This is a genomic window from Saccharothrix sp. ALI-22-I, assembly GCF_001984175.1.
In the GTDB taxonomy this organism is placed as follows: Bacteria; Actinomycetota; Actinomycetes; order Mycobacteriales; family Pseudonocardiaceae; genus Actinosynnema.
In genome coordinates this window covers 414,995-430,901 of the sequence record NZ_MTQP01000068.1, presented here as the reverse complement: position 1 = coordinate 430,901, position 15,907 = coordinate 414,995, and the positions used below count along the sequence as shown (strand labels likewise).

Below are 15,907 nucleotides of genomic sequence, written 5' to 3'. Positions count from 1 at the left end.
GTGCGTATGCTCGGCGTCTGAACCGGGTCCCCAGTCGGGTCGGGTCCGATTGAGCGGAGGGGGAGCGCTGACGTGCCGGGGAGTGACGAGCAAGATGTCTTGGACCGAATTCGGCGAGGGCTCGTCTACACCGAGTCCGAGGCAGCGTTCCAGGCTCCGCGGCGACGAACCGATCTCATCTTCGAGTACAACCGCACCCCGCCGAGCGACGCTGACACGCGCAGGTCGCTGCTTGTCGCGATCCTGGGGTCGGTTGGCGAGCGCACCGTGCTGCATTCGCCGTTCAGCGCCGGCTTCGGCAGCAACGTCCACATCGGCAATGACTTCTTCGGGAACGTCAACCTGGCATTCGTCGACGATGTCGATATCCGCATCGGGGATGACGTCATGATCGCCCCCAACGTGACGCTCACGACGACGGGGCACCCGGTCCACCCGGCGCGTCGCGTCGACTTCGCGCGGTTCTCGGAACCGATCGTCATCGAGGACAAGGTGTGGATCGGCAGCAACGTCGTCGTCCTACCGGGAGTCCGTATCGGCTACGGATCGGTCATCGGCGCCGGCAGCGTCGTCAGCAGGGATATCCCGCCCATGGTGGTCGCGGTCGGGACGCCCTGCCGAGCGGTCCGCCCCATCACGGACGACGATCTGACCACTCGAACAATCGCCGTCGACTAGCACTCCGGCGGCGGCTTCGGGCTTCCGCGAGGAGAGCAACGGGACGCTTTCGGGCGACTTATTGTTCGTCCGCGCGGCGGTAGCAGGCCTGGTCTGAACGGTCGTGCGTGAAGCCGTGGCGATACTGAAGGGGCTTGGGAGTTGTTTGCGCAACCGTCCCGTAATGCCTGGTGGCGCGCTTCTCGGTGAACTTTTGACGCAACTGGTTTATGTTGAGTTGCACGTTCTCGTCGTCCTGTTCTCATCAGGAACTGGGAGGATCGTCAATGCGCTTGACCGCAACAGTGCTAGCCCTGCTCGCGGCACTGGTCGTCCCGGGGCAGGCAAATGCCGCCAGCCCCATCGGGATGACCAGCGGTTTCTACGTGGACCCGAACTCGAACCCCGCCGTGTGGGTGCGCGAACACCCCACCGACGGCCGCATGCCCGACATCCGGGCGTCCATCTCCACCAAGCCGATGGCGAGATGGTTCGGCAGTTGGAGCGGTGACATCGGCTCGGCCGTCGGCGGCTATGTCGGCGCCGCCGACGCGGCCGACAAGTTGCCCGTCCTGGTGGCGTACAACATCCCCGGCCGGGACGCCTGTGGTGGGCATTCCGGTGGCGGTGCGGGATCGCCCGAGGCCTACCGGACCTGGATCTCGAACTTCGCCGGCGCCATCGGCACCCGGCCCGCCGTCGTGGTCATCGAGCCCGACTCGCTCGCCGACTTCAACTGCATGACGCCCGAAGCGGTCACCGCGCGCAACGCGATGATCCGCTATGCCACCGAGCAGTTCCGCGACCGCGCGCCCAACACGTGGGCCTACCTGGACGCCGGAAACGCCCGTTGGGTGGCGGCGAACACCATGGCGAGCCGGTTGAACGCGGCGGGTGTGCAGAACGTCCGCGGGTTCGCGATCAACGTCTCCAACTACCACACGACCGCGGAGACGGTGACGTACGGCAACGCCGTGAACGGGTCCCTGCCCGGTTACTCGAAGACGTTCGTCATCGACACGAGCCGCAACGGCAACGGCTCCAACGGCGAGTGGTGCAACCCCGGCCAGCGCAAGCTCGGCACGACCGCCCAGACCGGTGGCGGCGCCGAGATGCTGCTGTGGGTGAAGGTCCCCGGTGACTCCGACGGCAACTGCGGCACGGCGCCGAACACGCCCGCCGGCCAGTTCGACCCGGAGATCGCCTTCCGGTTGGTGTTCGGCTACTGAGTTACTGGGTTACTGGGTGACGGATGTGCTGAGTTACTGACGTATTGGGGTGCTTTGACTCACCGGGGTGCTGAAGTAACTGATGTGTTGACGGCCGGGCGGGTGTCCTTGACACCCGCCCGGCCGGCCGTCAGCCCCTCTTGGTGAGCAGCGTGGGCCCGACGATGCGGCGTGCGATGCGCTTGAGCCGACTGCGCGGCGCGGCCTCCGGCGTCGGCTTGGCCGCCGTGGGAGCGGGGGGAGCGGCGGCGTCGGTCGGCTGCCCAACGGGCGCCGGAGCTGCGGGAGCGGCGGCAACAGGTGCAACGGGTGCCGTGGGGGCGCCGGCTGCGGGAACGGTGGCTGCGGGTGCGGCGGTCGTCGCGGGAGCGGGCTGGCCGGGGGCCGTGGGGATACCGGCCGTGGAAGCGCCGTTCCGGGGCGGGAGCTGACCGGGAGTAGTGGCCGCGCCGTTGAGTGCACCGTTAAGCGCGCCGTTGACCGAGCCGTTGGCTGTGCCGTTGAGCGCGCTGCTGATCGAGCCGTTCGAGGCGGCGGCCGTGCCGTTGGGTGCACCGTTGGCCGTGCCGTTCAGCGTGCCGTTCGCTGCGCCGTTGACCGCCCCGTTGACTGCGCCGTTCGAAGAACCGGCGGGTGCTCCGGGCGGGAGCTGGCCGTTGGGCGGCGGGGACACCGGCTCGAACTTCGTGGTGACCGCCGCGACCGGCGTGAGGTTGGTCGCGGTCATCGGTTCGGTGGTGGGCCAACCGGGGTCGGGCGTGGCGGCGACGGGCTGGATGCGGACCGTGGGGGTGTCGTTGCTTCGCTGGGGCTGGGTGGGCACCTGGCTGGACGTCACGCCTCGATCTTGCCAAAGCACGCTGGGTGATCCAGTGCCGGGGAATCAGCAGAAGATGAGCCCGCACTGCTTGCGGGTCGTCGTCGTGGTCGTGACCACCGTGGTGGTGGGTCGCGGGACGGTAGTGGTGGTGGTCGGCCGCGCGGTGGTGGTCGTCGTCACGGCCGCCGTGGTGGTGGTCGTGGCCGTCGTCGTTGTGGTGGTCGTGGAGGACGACGTCGTCGTCGCTGTCGTGGCGGCGGAGCTGGTGCTCAACGCCGTCGTGCCGGTCGCGGTGATCGTCCGGCTCGGCTGTTCGCTGCCCTTGACGACCACGATGTCACCGCCGTCCGTCGGGTACCGGCCCTGCTGCGGCCTGGTGATGGCCCCTTGTGACGCCAGGAGTGCGGCCACCGCCGCGCCGACGAGGGCGCCGAAGGCAAGTCTGCCGGAACCACCCCACGCCGTGCGCATGCCCAACGACTACCGGCCTCACTCGTTTGGGTCAAATCTTTCCGGACATCTGGTACCGGCCTGACACTTTGGGGTATCAGACCGGCACCGGAGTCATCCCATCAGTGGATCAGCCCAGGGTTGCCGTGAGCGTGATCGGCGTGGCCGCCAACGCCTGGCTGACCGGGCAGTTCGCCTTGGCGTTCTCGGCAGCCGCCGCGAAGCCCTCGGCGTCCAGACCCGGCACGATCGCGGTGACGGTCAGGTGGATGCCGGTGATACCGGTACCGGGCTGGAACGTCACCTCGGCCGAGGTGTCGACCTGCTGCGGCGGGGTGCCCGCCTGCGCGAGGCCGTGCGACAGCGCCATCGAGTAGCACGACGAGTGCGCGGCGGCGATCAGCTCTTCCGGGCTGGTCTTGCCGTTCGCCTGCTCGGCCCGGGACGGCCAGCTCACGTCGAACGTGCCGATGCCCGACGACTCCAGCGCGACGGCGCCCTTGCCCTCCAGCAGGTTGCCTTCCCAGTGCGTGGTCGCCTTGCGAGTGGTGGCCATGTAGCAACTCCGTCTTCGACGAGGAAAACCTTCGCCGTCAACCTATCGGGCCGGTCCGGGGACCGCCTTGGCCAGTGACCCAGAACGTGCAAAAGGCCCCCGGCGCGAACACCGGGGGCCTTGCGGAGAGCGGATGACGAGACTCGAACTCGCGACCCTCACCTTGGCAAGGTGATGCGCTACCAACTGCGCTACATCCGCCTGTTGGGTAGAACTATAGCCGACCGTCAAACCGCGTTTCGACCCGGGGGTCCGGTCTCGGCCAACAGCTGGTCGACCTCGGCCAACCGCTCCTTCGACCAGCGCCACTCCCACAGGGGTCTGACCCGGTCGACCACCTCGGCGGGCAGCCACGGCGCGACCTCGTCGCGCAGCTCCCACTCGTCGAACACGTGCTCGTAGAAGCTGACCACGGACGCGTCGGACAGGAACCGCTCCGGCTGCCGGAAGCACCAGTGCGCGAACCCGTACACGCGGCCGAGCACTTCTCGGTCGCCGTCGCGGTGCGCCTCCAGTGCGAGTTGCCACAACTCGGACAGGAACACGTGACAGGACCAGGACTCGCGCTCGACAACGGCGCTCAGCTCGGGGAGGAGGGCGGAAGCCCTTGTGCGCCAATCGACCACGCGGCAGGAGACTACTCGTCACCGGCCGGACTGCCGCCCGGTCGCCCACCACCTGACGCCTTCCCGTGACCGGCTCGTCACCGACCGCGAGTGGCCTTGATCGGATGCGCAGGTGCCCTGATTAGGCCGAACGGCCCGCGTCGTCCGATGGGTCTTCGGTATCGGCTCGCTATCACTTCGGGCGACAACCAGCCGACTGTGGCATCTTGACCACTGGACCACGGGCAGGGCGGGAGGTGCCGGGCGGGATGGCCGGAGATGCCGATTTCGACCGGGAACTGCTCGCCAGGGTCAGGGCGGGTGACGATGGCGCGTTCGGGGAGCTGTTCACCCGTCACGCCGACGCCGTTCGTCGGTTCGCCCTGCGGCACGTGCGTGAACACGCCGAGGCCGACGACCTGACCGCGGAGGCGTTCTTCCGGGTGCTCCAGGCGATCCGCCGGGGCACCGGTCCGACCGACCACGTCCGCACCTACCTGCTGACCGTCGCACGCCGCGTGGCGTGGGAGTGGAGCGGGCGGCGGCGGGACGTGCCGGTGGAGGACGAGGAGCTGAGCCGGCGGGTCGAGCCGCTGCCGGACGTCACCGCGCGGCGGCCGGAGCACACGTTGATCTCCCGCGCGTTCACCAGCCTGCCGGAGCGGTGGCGCACGGTGCTGTGGCAGGTCGAGGTGGAGGGCGAGCGGCCCGCGGCGGTCGCGGCCGGCTACGGCCTGAGCCCGAACGCGATGGCGGCACTGGCCCGTCGGGCCCGCGAGGGGCTGCGCGCGGCGTACCTGCAGGCGCACCTGGCCGAGGACACCGGTCCGCGCGCGTGCAGCTCGGTGGTGGCGAAGCTGGGCGTCTACACGGCGGGCGGTTCGCAGGGCTCGGAGCAGAAGCGCATCCGCAAGCACCTCCAGACGTGTTCCTCCTGCAACGCGCTGCACGCCGAGCTGGCCGAGGTGTGCTCGACGCTGCGGGCGCACGCGGCCAGCATCGCCGTGCCGGTGACCGCGGCCGCGTTCCTCGCGCCCGCCGTGCTCGGCCCGGTGGTGGTCGGCAAGGCCGCGTGGCTGACCGGACGGGTGAAGCTGGTGCTCGCGTCCGCCGCCTCGGTCGCGGCCGTGGGGCTGCTCGGGGTGCTGGCCGGGACGTTCACCGGCGCGCCCGGTCCGGCGCTGGTGCAGCCCGGCCCGAACGGCGCGCCCAGCGAGCACGTGCTGGCGCTGGGCTCGACGACCTCGACCGCGACCGGCACGGCGACCAGCGCGACGTCACCGGCCGCCGAGGCCCGGCACGTCGTGCACACGAAGACGATGCAGGTGGAGCGGTCCGCACCGGCGCCGACCACGTCCGCCGACGTCCCGGCCGCGCCGCCGGAGGTGACGACGACCGGCTCCACCCTCCCTGCCGAACCGCGCACCCTGCCGAGCGGCAAGACGTCGGCGCCGGTCACCACGACGGACTCCGGCTCGGCGCTGCTGTCCACCACGACCACCGCGAACGAGCCGCCCAACATCGCCGTGACCTCCACCGAGGTGGCGAAGCCGGTCCTCACGCCGACGACGGTGACCGTCTACCCGTCGCCGGGCCGCCTCGCGCCCCGGTAACTGCGGGTTTCACCCACGAGGTGCAAGACTTTGCCGGTAGCGTGGGAAACGCTGAGTGATCGCTCGACGTCTTGAGGAGACGGTGATGACGCGGCTGGTGCGCGGCGCTGACGGTCGGATGTGGACGGTTCGCAGTCAGATCGAGTGGCGCAACCCCTCGGCCGACGCCGACTTCGAGCACGACGTGAGCGGCGGTCACGGTCCGGGCGTGATGATGCTCGGGCTGGTGATCGTGATGGGCGTCGTGCTGGTGGCGTGGACGCCGGTGGAGGTGGTCGTGCCGGCGTGGCTGATCGTGGCGCTGATCCTGGTGTTCCTGTTCTTCCCGGTGCGCTGGGCGGTGCGGCGGCCGTGGCTGGTGGCGGCCGAGTCGAAGAAGACCGAGGAGCTGCCGCCGGAGCGGTGGATCGGCTCGGTGCGCGGCTTCCTGACCGTGCGCAACGAGGTCGCCAACGTGGCCCGCAAGATCGAGATGTACTCGCTGCCCGATCTGGACGGTCCGCTGCAACCGGTCGACTGATCGCGTCGCGCGGGTGACACTGTTGCGGTGCCGGAACTCCCCGAGGTCGAGGCGCTCGCCCACCACCTGCGCGAAAACGCCGTCGGACGGCGCGTGCACCGGGTGGACGTCGCGTCGTTGCAGGTGTTGAAGACGTTCACGCCGCCGTGGACCGATCTCCAGGGTCGCGAGGTGACCGGCGCGGGCCGGTTCGGCAAGCACCTGGACGTGGACTGCGACGGGCTGCACCTGGTGGTGCACCTGGCGCGGGCCGGGTGGCTGCGCTGGTCGGAGCACCTGTCGGCGGCGCCGCTCAAGCCGGGCAAGGGACCGTTGGCGCTGCGCGTGCACCTGGGTCCGCCGGGGGAGGGGCCGGGGTTCGACCTGACCGAGGCGGGCACCAAGAAGGGCCTGGCCGCGTGGGTCGTGCACGACCCGGCGGACGTGCCGGGCATCGCCCGGCTGGGGCCGGACGCGCTGTCGGTGACGCGGACCCAGCTGGAGGACCTGTTCGCGGGCCGCACCGAGCGGCTGAAGACCGCGTTGACCGATCAGACGCTGATGGCGGGCGTCGGCAACGCGTACTCCGACGAGATCATGCACACCGCCCGGCTGTCGCCGTACGCGACGGCGGGCAAGCTGCCCGCGGAGGCGTTGGACCGGCTGCACGAGGCGCTGGTCGGCGTGCTGACGGACGCGGTGGCGCGGTCCGTGGGCCAGGCCGCGGCGACCCTGAAGGGTGAAAAGCGGTCCGGGCTGAGGGTGCACGCGCGGACCGGTCTGCCGTGCCCGGTGTGCGGTGACACGGTGCGCGAGGTGTCGTTCGCGGACAAGGCGTTCCAGTACTGCCCGACCTGCCAGACCGGCGGCAAGCCGCTGGCCGACCGGCGGATGTCGCGGCTGCTGAAGTAGCTCATCTCCCTCCTTGAGCACTCACACATCCGGATGGGCTTCGGCTGAAGTCCACGCTGTGAGGAATTCCCTGGTGTGTCCGAACGACTACCAGGAGGAGCCATGAGGACCCGAATCGCCGCGGCACTGGCCGGACTCACCCTCGCCGCCGGCACGCTCGTCGGCAACGCTGTCGCCGTGCCCGACAAGGTCGCCGTGCCCGAGAAGAACGACGACCCCAACGCCGCCGTGTCGGAGGCCAGGTTCGGCGACGTGATCTGCCGCATCCTGGACAAGCTGGACCTGCTGGACGATCCGGAGTTGGCGGACTTGGTCGAGCTGTTGGAGTGCAAGGACTCGGACGACCCGACGAAGACGACGGCGAAGACAACGACCACGACACCGTACGAGGCGGGCCCGCCCGCCCGCGGTCGGCGCTGACGCGGGTGAGCGCCGACCCGGTGACCGCCGAGGCCGTGGGGTGCGACTCGCCGAATGATCGGGTCGCACCCACTCTCCGTGATCGACACCCGTTCTCGTAATCCGATTGGGTAAGCGCTCTGCCACGGTTGTCGCCAATTCATCGGATGTGAGCGTTTCGCGCGTCCGATCCCTTGCCTATACCGCCCCCGCAGCACAGCATGGACGCCGTGCAGGACCTCCTCACCGAGCGCGCTGTGCTCGGACTCATCGCGACCCTGGCCGTTCTGGGCCTCTTCGTGATGCTGTGCCGTGCCCGCCGGGTCAGCACGTCGGTCGAAGACGCCGTCATGGACATGCTGCACCGCATGTCGAAGGCGTCGGCAGACCTGCGTGAAGGGCTGACCGAGGACGCGGCGAACAAGGCCACCCCGCACCTGCGGGAGATGCTGCGGTGCGTCGCGGTCGGCATCACCGACCACGAGGGCACGCTGCTGTCGTGGGACGGCGGGGCCAACGACCACTACGAGTTCCTGCGCACCTACATCGAGCGCGCCATCGGCGAGGGCCACAAGGAGCACGTCGAGCACCGCAAGCTGGACTGCGAGCTGCCCGGCCCGTGTTCGCTGCACAGCGCCGTGATCGTGCCGCTGGTGGTGGAGAGCGAGGTCGCCGGCACGTTGATCGTGGTCAGCGGCGTGGCGAACAAGCGGCAGATCCGGATGGCCGAGGAGACCGCGCGGTTCGTCTCCACCCAGCTGGAGCTGGAAGTGCTGCAGAAGTCCCGGCAGGCGTTGGCGCAGGCCGAGGTCAGGGCGCTGCGGGCGCAGATCTCGCCGCACTTCGTCTACAACGCGCTGAACACGATCTCGTCGCTGATCCGCACCGACCCGGCGCACGCGCGGGAGCTGTTGCAGGAGTTCGCCGAGTTCACCCGCTACTCGTTCCGCACCGAGGGTTTCTTCACCACGCTGTCCGACGAGCTGACCAACATCCACCGCTACCTGACCATCGAGCAGGCGCGGTACGGGCCGAGGCTGAACGTGCGGCTGAAGATCGCGCCCGAGGTGTTGCAGGTCGTGCTGCCGTTCCTGGTGTTGCAGCCGCTGGTGGAGAACGCCGTCCGGCACGGGCTGGCGAAGAAGCCCGGCGGCGGACTGCTCACGATCATCGCCGAGGACAACGGCGCGGAAGCGCTCATCTCGGTCGAGGACGACGGCGTGGGCATGGACCCGGACCGGCTGTTCGATGACCTGAAGGACGCCCACCAGACCGGGGCGCACGTCGGCCTGGGCAACATCAACCACCGGATGCGGGCGGTGTTCGGCGACGACTACGCGCTGGTCGTGGAGACCGCGCCGGACGCCGGCATGAAGATCATCCTGAAGATCCCGAAGTACAGCCGGGGCGTGCGCACGAACCTGCCGCTGGTGCCGCCGCGGCTGGAGGACACCACTGAGCAGCCCGCCATCCGCGCCTGACGCTGCTCGCGACGCGGTGAAGATCAGGCCGCGGCGACGGCCAGGACCGTGACCATCATGACCGCGCACACGCTCCACGCGATCCACATCCAGTAGACGTGCATGGCGGTCGGGCCGTCCGCGTTCTGCCGGCCCCGGTCGTCCCACCACTCGACGTAGCGTTCGAGCCACCGGATCGGGTTGAACGTCACCGCTCGATATTAGCCGTGTTCGCGGGTGTTCCAGGACGCACCGGACCTCCGGTCACACGTAAGGTCGGGGGCATGAGCGTCACGGACAAGATCGCGGCCCGGCTGCCGAGGATCGTCAGTGAGCGGACCGAGCGCGGACCCGTGGTGGCCGCCGTCCGCCTGCACGGCGTGATCACGCCGACGCCTACGCCGATGGCCCGCAACACCATCAACATGCAGAACGTGGAGAGCGCGCTGACCCGCGCGTTCGACCACGACCGGTTGGTCGCGGTCGCGCTGCTGATCAACTCGCCCGGTGGCGCGCCGACCCAGTCCGCGCTGGTCGCCGAACGGGTCCGCGAGCTGGCCGCGAAGAAGAAGGTGCCGGTCCTGGCGTTCTGCGAGGACCTGGCGGCTTCCGGTGGCTACTGGCTGGCCTGCGCCGGCGACGAGATCTACGCGCACGGCACGTCCCTGGTGGGCTCGATCGGCGTGGTCAGCGCGGGTTTCGGCCTCGACGGTCTGATCGAGCGCTACGGCGTCCAGCGGCGTGTCTACGCGGCCGGTGAGAACAAGGTCCGGCTCGACCCGTTCAGCCCGGAGAAGCCGGACGACGTCGTGTGGCTCAAGGGCCTGCAGGCGCAGCTGCACGAGCAGTTCGCCGACTGGGTGAAGGAACGCCGCGGCGCCAAGCTCAAGGCCACCGACGACGAGCTGTTCAACGGCGAGGTGTGGACCGGGGCCAAGGCGCTCGAACTCGGCTTGGTGGACGGCATCGGCACGCTGCGCGGCGTCGTGGCCAAGCGCTACCCGGACGCGGACATCGCCATCGCGGAACCGCGCCGACCCCTGCTCGCCCGCCTCGGACTCGCCGGCGCGACCACCCGATCGGGCGACTTCCTGGTGGAGGGGTTGGCGGCTCTGGAGGAGCGGGCGCGCTGGTCGCGATTCGGCTTGTGAGGTCACGGCCACGCGGCCGTCCGGCAACCGGCGTAGACAGCGACCCCGCCGGGTCGGCAAGATGCGCGGCACAGTGAGTACCCCAGTGAACAATCGCACGGACAACACCGGCCTCCTCGTTCTTGCGGTGGACGACGAGGCACCCGGTCTGAGCGAGATCAAGTACCTGCTCGAAAGCAGCCCGCACATTCGACGCGTGCTCACGGCCTTCGACGCGGCCGAGGCACTGCGCATCCTCCGGGGTGACTACGACGTCGAAGTGATGGACCGCACACGGGCAGGGCTACCGCCGGTCGATGCCGTGTTCGCCGACATCAACATGCCCGGCCTGAGCGGCACGGACCTCGCGCGCGTGCTCGGCGCGTTCCGCGCGCCACCGGCGTTGGTGTTCGTCACGGGAGTCGAGCACTCGGAGGCCGTGGTGGCGTTCGAGGTGGGCGCGTTGGACTTCGTGACCAAGCCGATCAACGAGGACCGGATCAACAAGGCGATCTCGCGGGTCGTCGACCGGGTCGCCGCGGCACCGGCGGTCACCCCCGAGCCCGCCGCGGCGGAAACGCAGGACGACGAGGTGATCCCGGTCGAGTTGGGTGGCACGATCAAGCTCGTGCCCCGGGCCACCGTCCGCTACGTCGAAGCGCAGGGCGACTACGCGCGCCTGCACACCAGCGACGGCGCGAGCCACCTGGTGCGCATCCCGTTGGCGCAGCTCGAAGAGCGCTGGGAGAACGCCGGGTTCGTGCGCATCCACCGCTCGTTCCTGGTGGCGCTGCCGCTGGTGACCGAGCTGCGGATGACGTCGAACGGGTACGCGGTGGTGATCGGCTCCGGTGAGGACGCGAAGGAGCTGCCGGTCAGCCGGCGGCACACGCGTGAGCTGAAGGAGCGGATCGTGCGTCCCCCCAAGAGCAGTTGGGGATGACCAAGCACTCCGGCCCCCCCGGCCAACCAGACCAGCCGCAGCCGGCCGAACGCGACGCATGGCCGTCTGCGCCGGCGCGCAAGAACCGCCGTCGGCGGGTGGTGCTGGCGGACCCGCGTGGCCGCAGTCGGGTGCTGCGCACGATCATCGAGCTGGAGGAGCAGACCAGCGTCGGCGAGAAGCTGATCCGCGAGCTGATCAAGACGCAGTTCCGCACCGGTCTGGCGTTGGGCGGCGGCACGCTGGTGTTCCTGGCGCTGCTGCCGGTGACGTTCTACCTGCTGCCGTGGCTGTCGGAGGTGCAGCTGGTGGGTGTGCGGCTGCCGTGGCTGCTGCTGGGCCTGCTGCCGTTCCCGCTCTGCTACGGCGTGGGCTACGCGTACCGCAGACTCGCCGAGAGGCATGAGCACGATTTCGTGAGTTCGGTGGACCGGTGATCCAGACCCCCTGGAGCCTGGTGCTCGTCGGCGTCATGGCGGCGTTGACGTTCCTGCTGGGCTACGTGGGTTCCCGCCGCGCGAACACGACACCGGATTTCCTGGTGGCCCGCCGTGCCGTCCCGGCCACCCGCAACGCCGCCGCGATCTCCGGCGAGTACCTGTCCGCCGCGTCGTTCCTGGGTGTGGCGGGGCTCGTGCTCAAGGACGGCATCGACGCGCTGTGGTACCCGATCGGGTTCACGGCGGGGTATCTGGCGATGATGCTGTTCGTGGCCGCGCCGCTGCGGCGGTCCGGCGCGTACACGTTGCCGGACTTCGCCGAGGCGCGGCTGGGGTCGTCGAACCTGCGCAAGTTCTGCACGTTCTTCGTGATCTGCATCGGCGTGCTGTACCTGGTGCCGCAGTTGCAGTCGGCCGGGTTGACGTTGAACACGATCACCGGCCTGCCCGCGTGGCTGGGCGGCGCGGTGGTGACCGTGATCGTGGTGGTGAACGTCCTCGGCGGCGGGATGCGCGCGATCACGCTGGTGCAGGCGTTCCAGTACTGGGGCAAGCTCTTCGCGATCGCCGCGCCGACGTTCGTGCTGTTCACGATCTTCCTCGCCGGGCCGGGCAACGGCGCGCAGCCGGTGGACGCCGACGGTGTGCTGCGGTTCCCCGAGGACGTGGAAGTGACGACGGTGGACCCGGTGTGGGTGCGCGTCGACGTGGCGATGGAGCTGTCCGCGACCGGGCGGGTGAACGGGGCGCCCGCCAACGGCGCGATGTACCTGACGCCCGGCCTGTACGAGGTGGGCGCGGAGACCGAGTTGCGGTTCGAGGCGGGGTCGCCGGTGCCGGTGGTCGAGGGCTCGCCGACGTCGAACCACGACTGGCTGCGGCCCCAGACCGACGGGCTGACCGGGCTGTTCGAGACGTACTCGCTGATCTTCGCCACGTTCCTGGGGACCATGGGGCTGCCGCACGTGCTGGTGCGGTTCTACACCAACCCGGACGGGCGGGCGGCTCGGCGCACGGCGTTGCACGTGCTGTACCTGCTGGGGTTGTTCTACCTGTTCCCCACCGTGCTGGGGGTGATCTCGCGCCAGTACCTGCCGCAGTTGCTGGTGACGGGGAAGACGGACACGGCGGTGCTGCTGCTGCCGAGCACGATGCAGCCGAACCTGCTGGGGCAGGTGCTGGGCGCGGTCGTGGCGGCGGGCGCGTTCGCGGCGTTCCTGTCCACGTCGTCGGGGCTGCTGGTGTCGGTGGCCGGGGTGGTGTCGACGGACATCCTGCCGGGCAAGGTGCGCGATTTCCGGTGGGCGACGGTGTTGATCGGCGCGTTGGCGATCGGGTTGGCGCTGCTGCTGCCGACGTCGGACGCGTCGTTGACGGTGGCGATGTCGTTCGCGCTGGCGGCGTCGACGTTCTGCCCGTTGCTGCTGCTGGGGATCTGGTGGCGCGGGCTGACGTGGGTCGGCGCGATGGCCGGGCTGGTGGTCGGCGGCGGGCTGGTGATCGGGGCGCAGGTGGTCACCGTGGTCAGCTCGTACACCGGGCAGTGGGCGCCGTCGGTGTTCTCGCAGCCGGCGCTGGTGACCGTGCCGGTGGCGTTCCTGACCATGGTGATGATCAGCAAGTTGACCGCGCGGCGCGGGCCCGAGGACGTGAACCGGATACTGCTGCGGCTGCACGCGCCGGATCCGCTGGGGTTCATGCGGGACCGGGACGTGCAGCGGTTCGGGACGGCCGAGGAGAAGGCGCGGCTGGAGGACGGCAAGTACCGCGACGACTCGCCGCCGCCTGCGTCCTGAGGTCCGCCCGTCCGGCTATCGGTCCGCTGTGGGTTCGCTGTTGGTCCGAGTGGCCCTACATTTGTGAATTCGCTCACGTAATGTTGAGCTTTCCGGCGTAGGTCCAGACCGCTGATCGGTCCTGCTACCACTCGTCACCCCGTGTTGACCTGCTGGTACCCGTTCCGCCCTGGCGCTTGGTAGCTGTGGGTTGGCATAGGTCTCAAACGGGTGAAGATAAAGACACCGATCCGGTTACCGGTGATTTCGATCACCCGAGTGGCAGCTCGTCTCAGCATTCCTACCGCTCATCGCATCACTCGACTGTTGAGCGCAGAGTCACGCGAAAGGTCTTTCAGGCGTGAGCCAGGTCTCCCTACGGTGCTCCGCGTATCAGGAACGCACCAGGAGGACTTACGTGCCGTTCACACCGTCGTCAAGTACGCGAGGAGGGGACCGTGAGCACCTCTGAGCAGCACACCCCAGCCGAAACCCACGGCGAACACAACTGGGTAGAAGTGCAGAACAGCCCTGACTTCGTCGAGCTCCGTCGGCGGCTGCGCAGTTTCGTGTTCCCCATGGCCGGCCTCTTCCTGGCCTGGTACCTGATGTACGTACTCCTCGCGGACTACGCGCACGGGTTCATGTCGTACAAGGTCATCGGAAACATCAACGTCGGCCTGATCCTCGGCCTGCTCCAGTTCGTCTCGACGTTCGCCATCACCACGCTGTACGTGCGGCACGCGAACAAGAACCTCGACCCCAAGGCGGAGAAGCTCCGCAACGAGCTCGAAGGGGGTCAAGCGTGAACGGCAACGCCCTGCTCAACATCGGCATCTTCGGCATCTTCGTCGCGGCAACCCTGGTCGTCGTCATCCGGGCCAGCCGCAACACCAAGACGGCCGCCGACTACCTCGCCGCGGGCCGCGCGTTCACCGGGCCCCAGAACGGCATCGCGATCGCGGGCGACTACCTGTCCGCCGCGTCGTTCCTAGGCATCGCGGGTGCCATCGCGGTCAACGGCTACGACGGCTTCCTGTACTCCATCGGCTTCCTGGTGGCGTGGCTGGTCGCGTTGCTGCTGGTCGCCGAACTGCTGCGCAACACCGGCAAGTACACGATGGGTGACGTGCTCGCGTTCCGGATGCGGCAGCGCCCCGTCCGCGCGGCGGCGGCCACGTCGACGATGGCCGTGTCGTTCTTCTACCTGCTGGCCCAGATGGCGGGCGCCGGCGGTCTCGTCGCGCTCCTGCTGGGCATCACCGGCAAGGGCGGCCAGGCCGTCGTGATCGTCGTGGTCGGCGCGCTGATGATCGCCTACGTGCTCATCGGCGGCATGAAGGGCACCACCTGGGTGCAGATCATCAAGGCGGTCCTGCTGATCGTCGGCGCGGGCGTGATGACGGTTTGGGTGCTCGCCAAGTACGGCCTGAACCTGTCCACCCTGCTCGGCGCGGCCGTGGACAACGCGCCCAAGGCCGGCGAGAAGCTGCTCGGTCCGGGTTTGCAGTACGGCGCGACCGGCACGTCGAAGCTGGACTTCCTGTCGCTGGCCCTCGCGCTGGTGCTGGGCACGGCCGGTCTGCCGCACATCCTGATGCGCTTCTACACCGTGCCGACCGCCAAGGAAGCACGTCGCTCGGTGGTCTGGGCGATCTGGTTGATCGGCCTGTTCTACCTGTTCACGCTGGTGCTCGGGTACGGCGCGGCGGCGCTCGTCGGCCCCGACAAGATCAACGCGGCACCCGGCAAGGCGAACTCGGCGGCTCCGCTGCTCGCCGAGGCCCTTGGCGGACCGTTGCTGCTCGGCCTGATCGCGGCGGTCGCGTTCGCCACGATCCTCGCCGTGGTGGCCGGTCTGACGATCACCGCGTCGGCGTCGTTCGCGCACGACATCTACGCCAACATCATCAAGAAGGGTGCGGCGGAGGACAAGGACGCCGAGGTCAAGGTCGCCCGGCGGACCGCGATCGTGATCGGCATCGTGTCGATCGTCGGCGGCATCGCGGCCAACGGCCAGAACATCGCGTTCCTGGTGGCCCTCGCGTTCGCGGTGGCGGCGTCGGCGAACCTGCCGACCATCCTGTACTCGCTGTTCTGGAAGCGGTTCAACACCTCCGGCGCGCTGTGGAGCATCTACGGCGGTCTCGCGGTGACGATCACGCTGATCGTGCTGTCGCCCGCGGTGTCCGGCAAGGCGACGTCGATGTTCCCGACCGCGGACTTCGACCTGTTCCCGCTGTCCAACCCGGGCATCGTGTCGATCCCGGTGGCGTTCCTGCTGGGTTACATCGGCACGGTCATGTCGAAGGAAGACGACAAGGAGAAGTACGCGGAGATGGAGGTGCGGGCGCTCACGGGCGTCGGCGCCGAGAAGGCTACCGCCCACTAGGGCCGCCAGTCCGATCCGCTGGGACCG

General features: G+C 69.2%; 18 protein-coding genes and 1 tRNA gene. 13 read left to right on the top strand and 6 right to left on the bottom strand.

Annotated elements, in window-relative coordinates; genetic code table 11:
- Positions 1–72: 72 nt before the first annotated feature.
- Positions 73–678 (top strand): sugar O-acetyltransferase, encoded by a 606-nt coding sequence (locus ALI22I_RS38710; protein WP_083752322.1) that lies wholly within the window; start codon positions 73–75, stop codon positions 676–678.
- A 266-nt stretch (positions 679–944) separates the two neighbouring features.
- Complete coding sequence (locus ALI22I_RS38705; RefSeq protein WP_238598771.1) at positions 945–1,886, top strand: glycoside hydrolase family 6 protein; 942 nt, start codon at positions 945–947, stop codon at positions 1,884–1,886.
- Between the two features lie 130 nt (positions 1,887–2,016).
- Here the strand turns inward: ALI22I_RS38705 and ALI22I_RS49970 are convergent, their stop codons facing one another.
- The 5 genes from ALI22I_RS49970 to ALI22I_RS38685 form a co-directional block, all read right to left on the bottom strand.
- Positions 2,017–2,724: a hypothetical protein gene (locus ALI22I_RS49970; RefSeq protein WP_143532658.1), complete on the bottom strand. Its 708-nt coding sequence runs from the start codon at positions 2,722–2,724 to the stop codon at positions 2,017–2,019.
- Positions 2,725–2,769: 45 nt separating this feature from the next.
- The gene (locus tag ALI22I_RS51505) at positions 2,770–3,177 is read right to left on the bottom strand and encodes a hypothetical protein (protein WP_179118499.1); all 408 of its coding nucleotides are present in this window, start codon (positions 3,175–3,177) and stop codon (positions 2,770–2,772) included.
- Between the two features lie 109 nt (positions 3,178–3,286).
- On the bottom strand, positions 3,287–3,712 hold the full coding sequence (locus tag ALI22I_RS38695) for an OsmC family peroxiredoxin (RefSeq protein WP_077010549.1): 426 nt from the start codon (positions 3,710–3,712) through the stop codon (positions 3,287–3,289).
- A gap of 128 nt (positions 3,713–3,840) precedes the next feature.
- Positions 3,841–3,913, bottom strand: a tRNA-Gly gene (locus ALI22I_RS38690).
- Positions 3,914–3,939: 26 nt separating this feature from the next.
- On the bottom strand, positions 3,940–4,338 hold the full coding sequence (locus ALI22I_RS38685) for a DUF7674 family protein (RefSeq protein WP_077010548.1): 399 nt from the start codon (positions 4,336–4,338) through the stop codon (positions 3,940–3,942).
- Between the two features lie 248 nt (positions 4,339–4,586).
- Here ALI22I_RS38685 and ALI22I_RS38680 point away from each other — a divergent pair, with 248 nt between their 5' ends.
- The 5 genes from ALI22I_RS38680 to ALI22I_RS38660 all read left to right on the top strand — a co-directional run bounded on the left by ALI22I_RS38680 (position 4,587) and on the right by ALI22I_RS38660 (position 9,221).
- Positions 4,587–5,930, top strand: coding sequence for a sigma-70 family RNA polymerase sigma factor (locus tag ALI22I_RS38680; protein WP_077010547.1), 1,344 nt, complete (start codon positions 4,587–4,589; stop codon positions 5,928–5,930).
- A gap of 85 nt (positions 5,931–6,015) precedes the next feature.
- Positions 6,016–6,450 carry a DUF983 domain-containing protein gene (locus tag ALI22I_RS38675; RefSeq protein WP_077010546.1) on the top strand — a complete coding sequence of 145 codons (435 nt, stop codon included), beginning with the start codon at positions 6,016–6,018 and terminating at the stop codon, positions 6,448–6,450.
- 27 nt (positions 6,451–6,477) lie between these two features.
- On the top strand, positions 6,478–7,341 hold the full coding sequence (locus ALI22I_RS38670; protein WP_077010545.1) for a DNA-formamidopyrimidine glycosylase family protein: 864 nt from the start codon (positions 6,478–6,480) through the stop codon (positions 7,339–7,341).
- A gap of 102 nt (positions 7,342–7,443) precedes the next feature.
- The gene (locus ALI22I_RS38665) at positions 7,444–7,761 is read left to right on the top strand and encodes a hypothetical protein (RefSeq protein ID WP_077010544.1); all 318 of its coding nucleotides are present in this window, start codon (positions 7,444–7,446) and stop codon (positions 7,759–7,761) included.
- Positions 7,762–7,961: 200 nt separating this feature from the next.
- Positions 7,962–9,221, top strand: coding sequence for a sensor histidine kinase (locus ALI22I_RS38660; protein WP_077010543.1), 1,260 nt, complete (start codon positions 7,962–7,964; stop codon positions 9,219–9,221).
- Positions 9,222–9,244: 23 nt separating this feature from the next.
- Here ALI22I_RS38660 and ALI22I_RS51500 read toward each other — a convergent pair whose 3' ends face one another.
- Positions 9,245–9,412 (bottom strand): hypothetical protein, encoded by a 168-nt coding sequence (locus ALI22I_RS51500; RefSeq protein WP_179118498.1) that lies wholly within the window; start codon positions 9,410–9,412, stop codon positions 9,245–9,247.
- Between the two features lie 72 nt (positions 9,413–9,484).
- Here ALI22I_RS51500 and ALI22I_RS38655 point away from each other — a divergent pair, with 72 nt between their 5' ends.
- The 6 genes from ALI22I_RS38655 to ALI22I_RS38630 all read left to right on the top strand — a co-directional run bounded on the left by ALI22I_RS38655 (position 9,485) and on the right by ALI22I_RS38630 (position 15,880).
- Positions 9,485–10,351: a S49 family peptidase gene (locus ALI22I_RS38655; RefSeq protein ID WP_077010542.1), complete on the top strand. Its 867-nt coding sequence runs from the start codon at positions 9,485–9,487 to the stop codon at positions 10,349–10,351.
- A gap of 61 nt (positions 10,352–10,412) precedes the next feature.
- Positions 10,413–11,273, top strand: coding sequence for a LytR/AlgR family response regulator transcription factor (locus ALI22I_RS38650; RefSeq protein WP_077010541.1), 861 nt, complete (start codon positions 10,413–10,415; stop codon positions 11,271–11,273).
- Complete coding sequence (locus tag ALI22I_RS38645) at positions 11,270–11,710, top strand: hypothetical protein (protein WP_077010540.1); 441 nt, start codon at positions 11,270–11,272, stop codon at positions 11,708–11,710. The genes ALI22I_RS38650 and ALI22I_RS38645 overlap by 4 nt, the downstream gene beginning before the upstream one ends.
- Positions 11,711–11,745: 35 nt before the next feature.
- Positions 11,746–13,509: a sodium/solute symporter gene (locus ALI22I_RS38640; protein WP_077011145.1), complete on the top strand. Its 1,764-nt coding sequence runs from the start codon at positions 11,746–11,748 to the stop codon at positions 13,507–13,509.
- Positions 13,510–13,946: 437 nt separating this feature from the next.
- The gene (locus ALI22I_RS38635) at positions 13,947–14,297 is read left to right on the top strand and encodes a DUF485 domain-containing protein (RefSeq protein ID WP_077010539.1); all 351 of its coding nucleotides are present in this window, start codon (positions 13,947–13,949) and stop codon (positions 14,295–14,297) included.
- Positions 14,294–15,880: a solute symporter family protein gene (locus ALI22I_RS38630; RefSeq protein ID WP_077010538.1), complete on the top strand. Its 1,587-nt coding sequence runs from the start codon at positions 14,294–14,296 to the stop codon at positions 15,878–15,880. Before ALI22I_RS38635 ends, ALI22I_RS38630 begins: the two co-directional genes overlap by 4 nt.
- The last annotated feature ends 27 nt before the right edge of the window (positions 15,881–15,907 follow it).

Bases quoted from the DNA above. Each gene is read 5' to 3' on its own strand.
- ALI22I_RS38655 (WP_077010542.1), top strand. From the start codon at position 9,485: ATGAGCGTCACGGACAAGATCGCGGCCCGGCTGCCGAGGATCGTCAGT.
- ALI22I_RS38695 (WP_077010549.1), bottom strand. From the start codon at position 3,712: ATGGCCACCACTCGCAAGGCGACCACGCACTGGGAAGGCAACCTGCTG.
- ALI22I_RS38650 (WP_077010541.1), top strand. From the start codon at position 10,413: ATGCGCGGCACAGTGAGTACCCCAGTGAACAATCGCACGGACAACACC.
- ALI22I_RS38680 (WP_077010547.1), top strand. From the start codon at position 4,587: ATGGCCGGAGATGCCGATTTCGACCGGGAACTGCTCGCCAGGGTCAGG.
- ALI22I_RS51505 (WP_179118499.1), bottom strand. From the start codon at position 3,177: ATGCGCACGGCGTGGGGTGGTTCCGGCAGACTTGCCTTCGGCGCCCTC.
- ALI22I_RS38640 (WP_077011145.1), top strand. From the start codon at position 11,746: ATGGCGGCGTTGACGTTCCTGCTGGGCTACGTGGGTTCCCGCCGCGCG.
- ALI22I_RS38665 (WP_077010544.1), top strand. From the start codon at position 7,444: ATGAGGACCCGAATCGCCGCGGCACTGGCCGGACTCACCCTCGCCGCC.
- ALI22I_RS38660 (WP_077010543.1), top strand. From the start codon at position 7,962: ATGGACGCCGTGCAGGACCTCCTCACCGAGCGCGCTGTGCTCGGACTC.
- ALI22I_RS38705 (WP_238598771.1), top strand. From the start codon at position 945: ATGCGCTTGACCGCAACAGTGCTAGCCCTGCTCGCGGCACTGGTCGTC.
- ALI22I_RS38675 (WP_077010546.1), top strand. From the start codon at position 6,016: ATGACGCGGCTGGTGCGCGGCGCTGACGGTCGGATGTGGACGGTTCGC.
- ALI22I_RS38645 (WP_077010540.1), top strand. From the start codon at position 11,270: ATGACCAAGCACTCCGGCCCCCCCGGCCAACCAGACCAGCCGCAGCCG.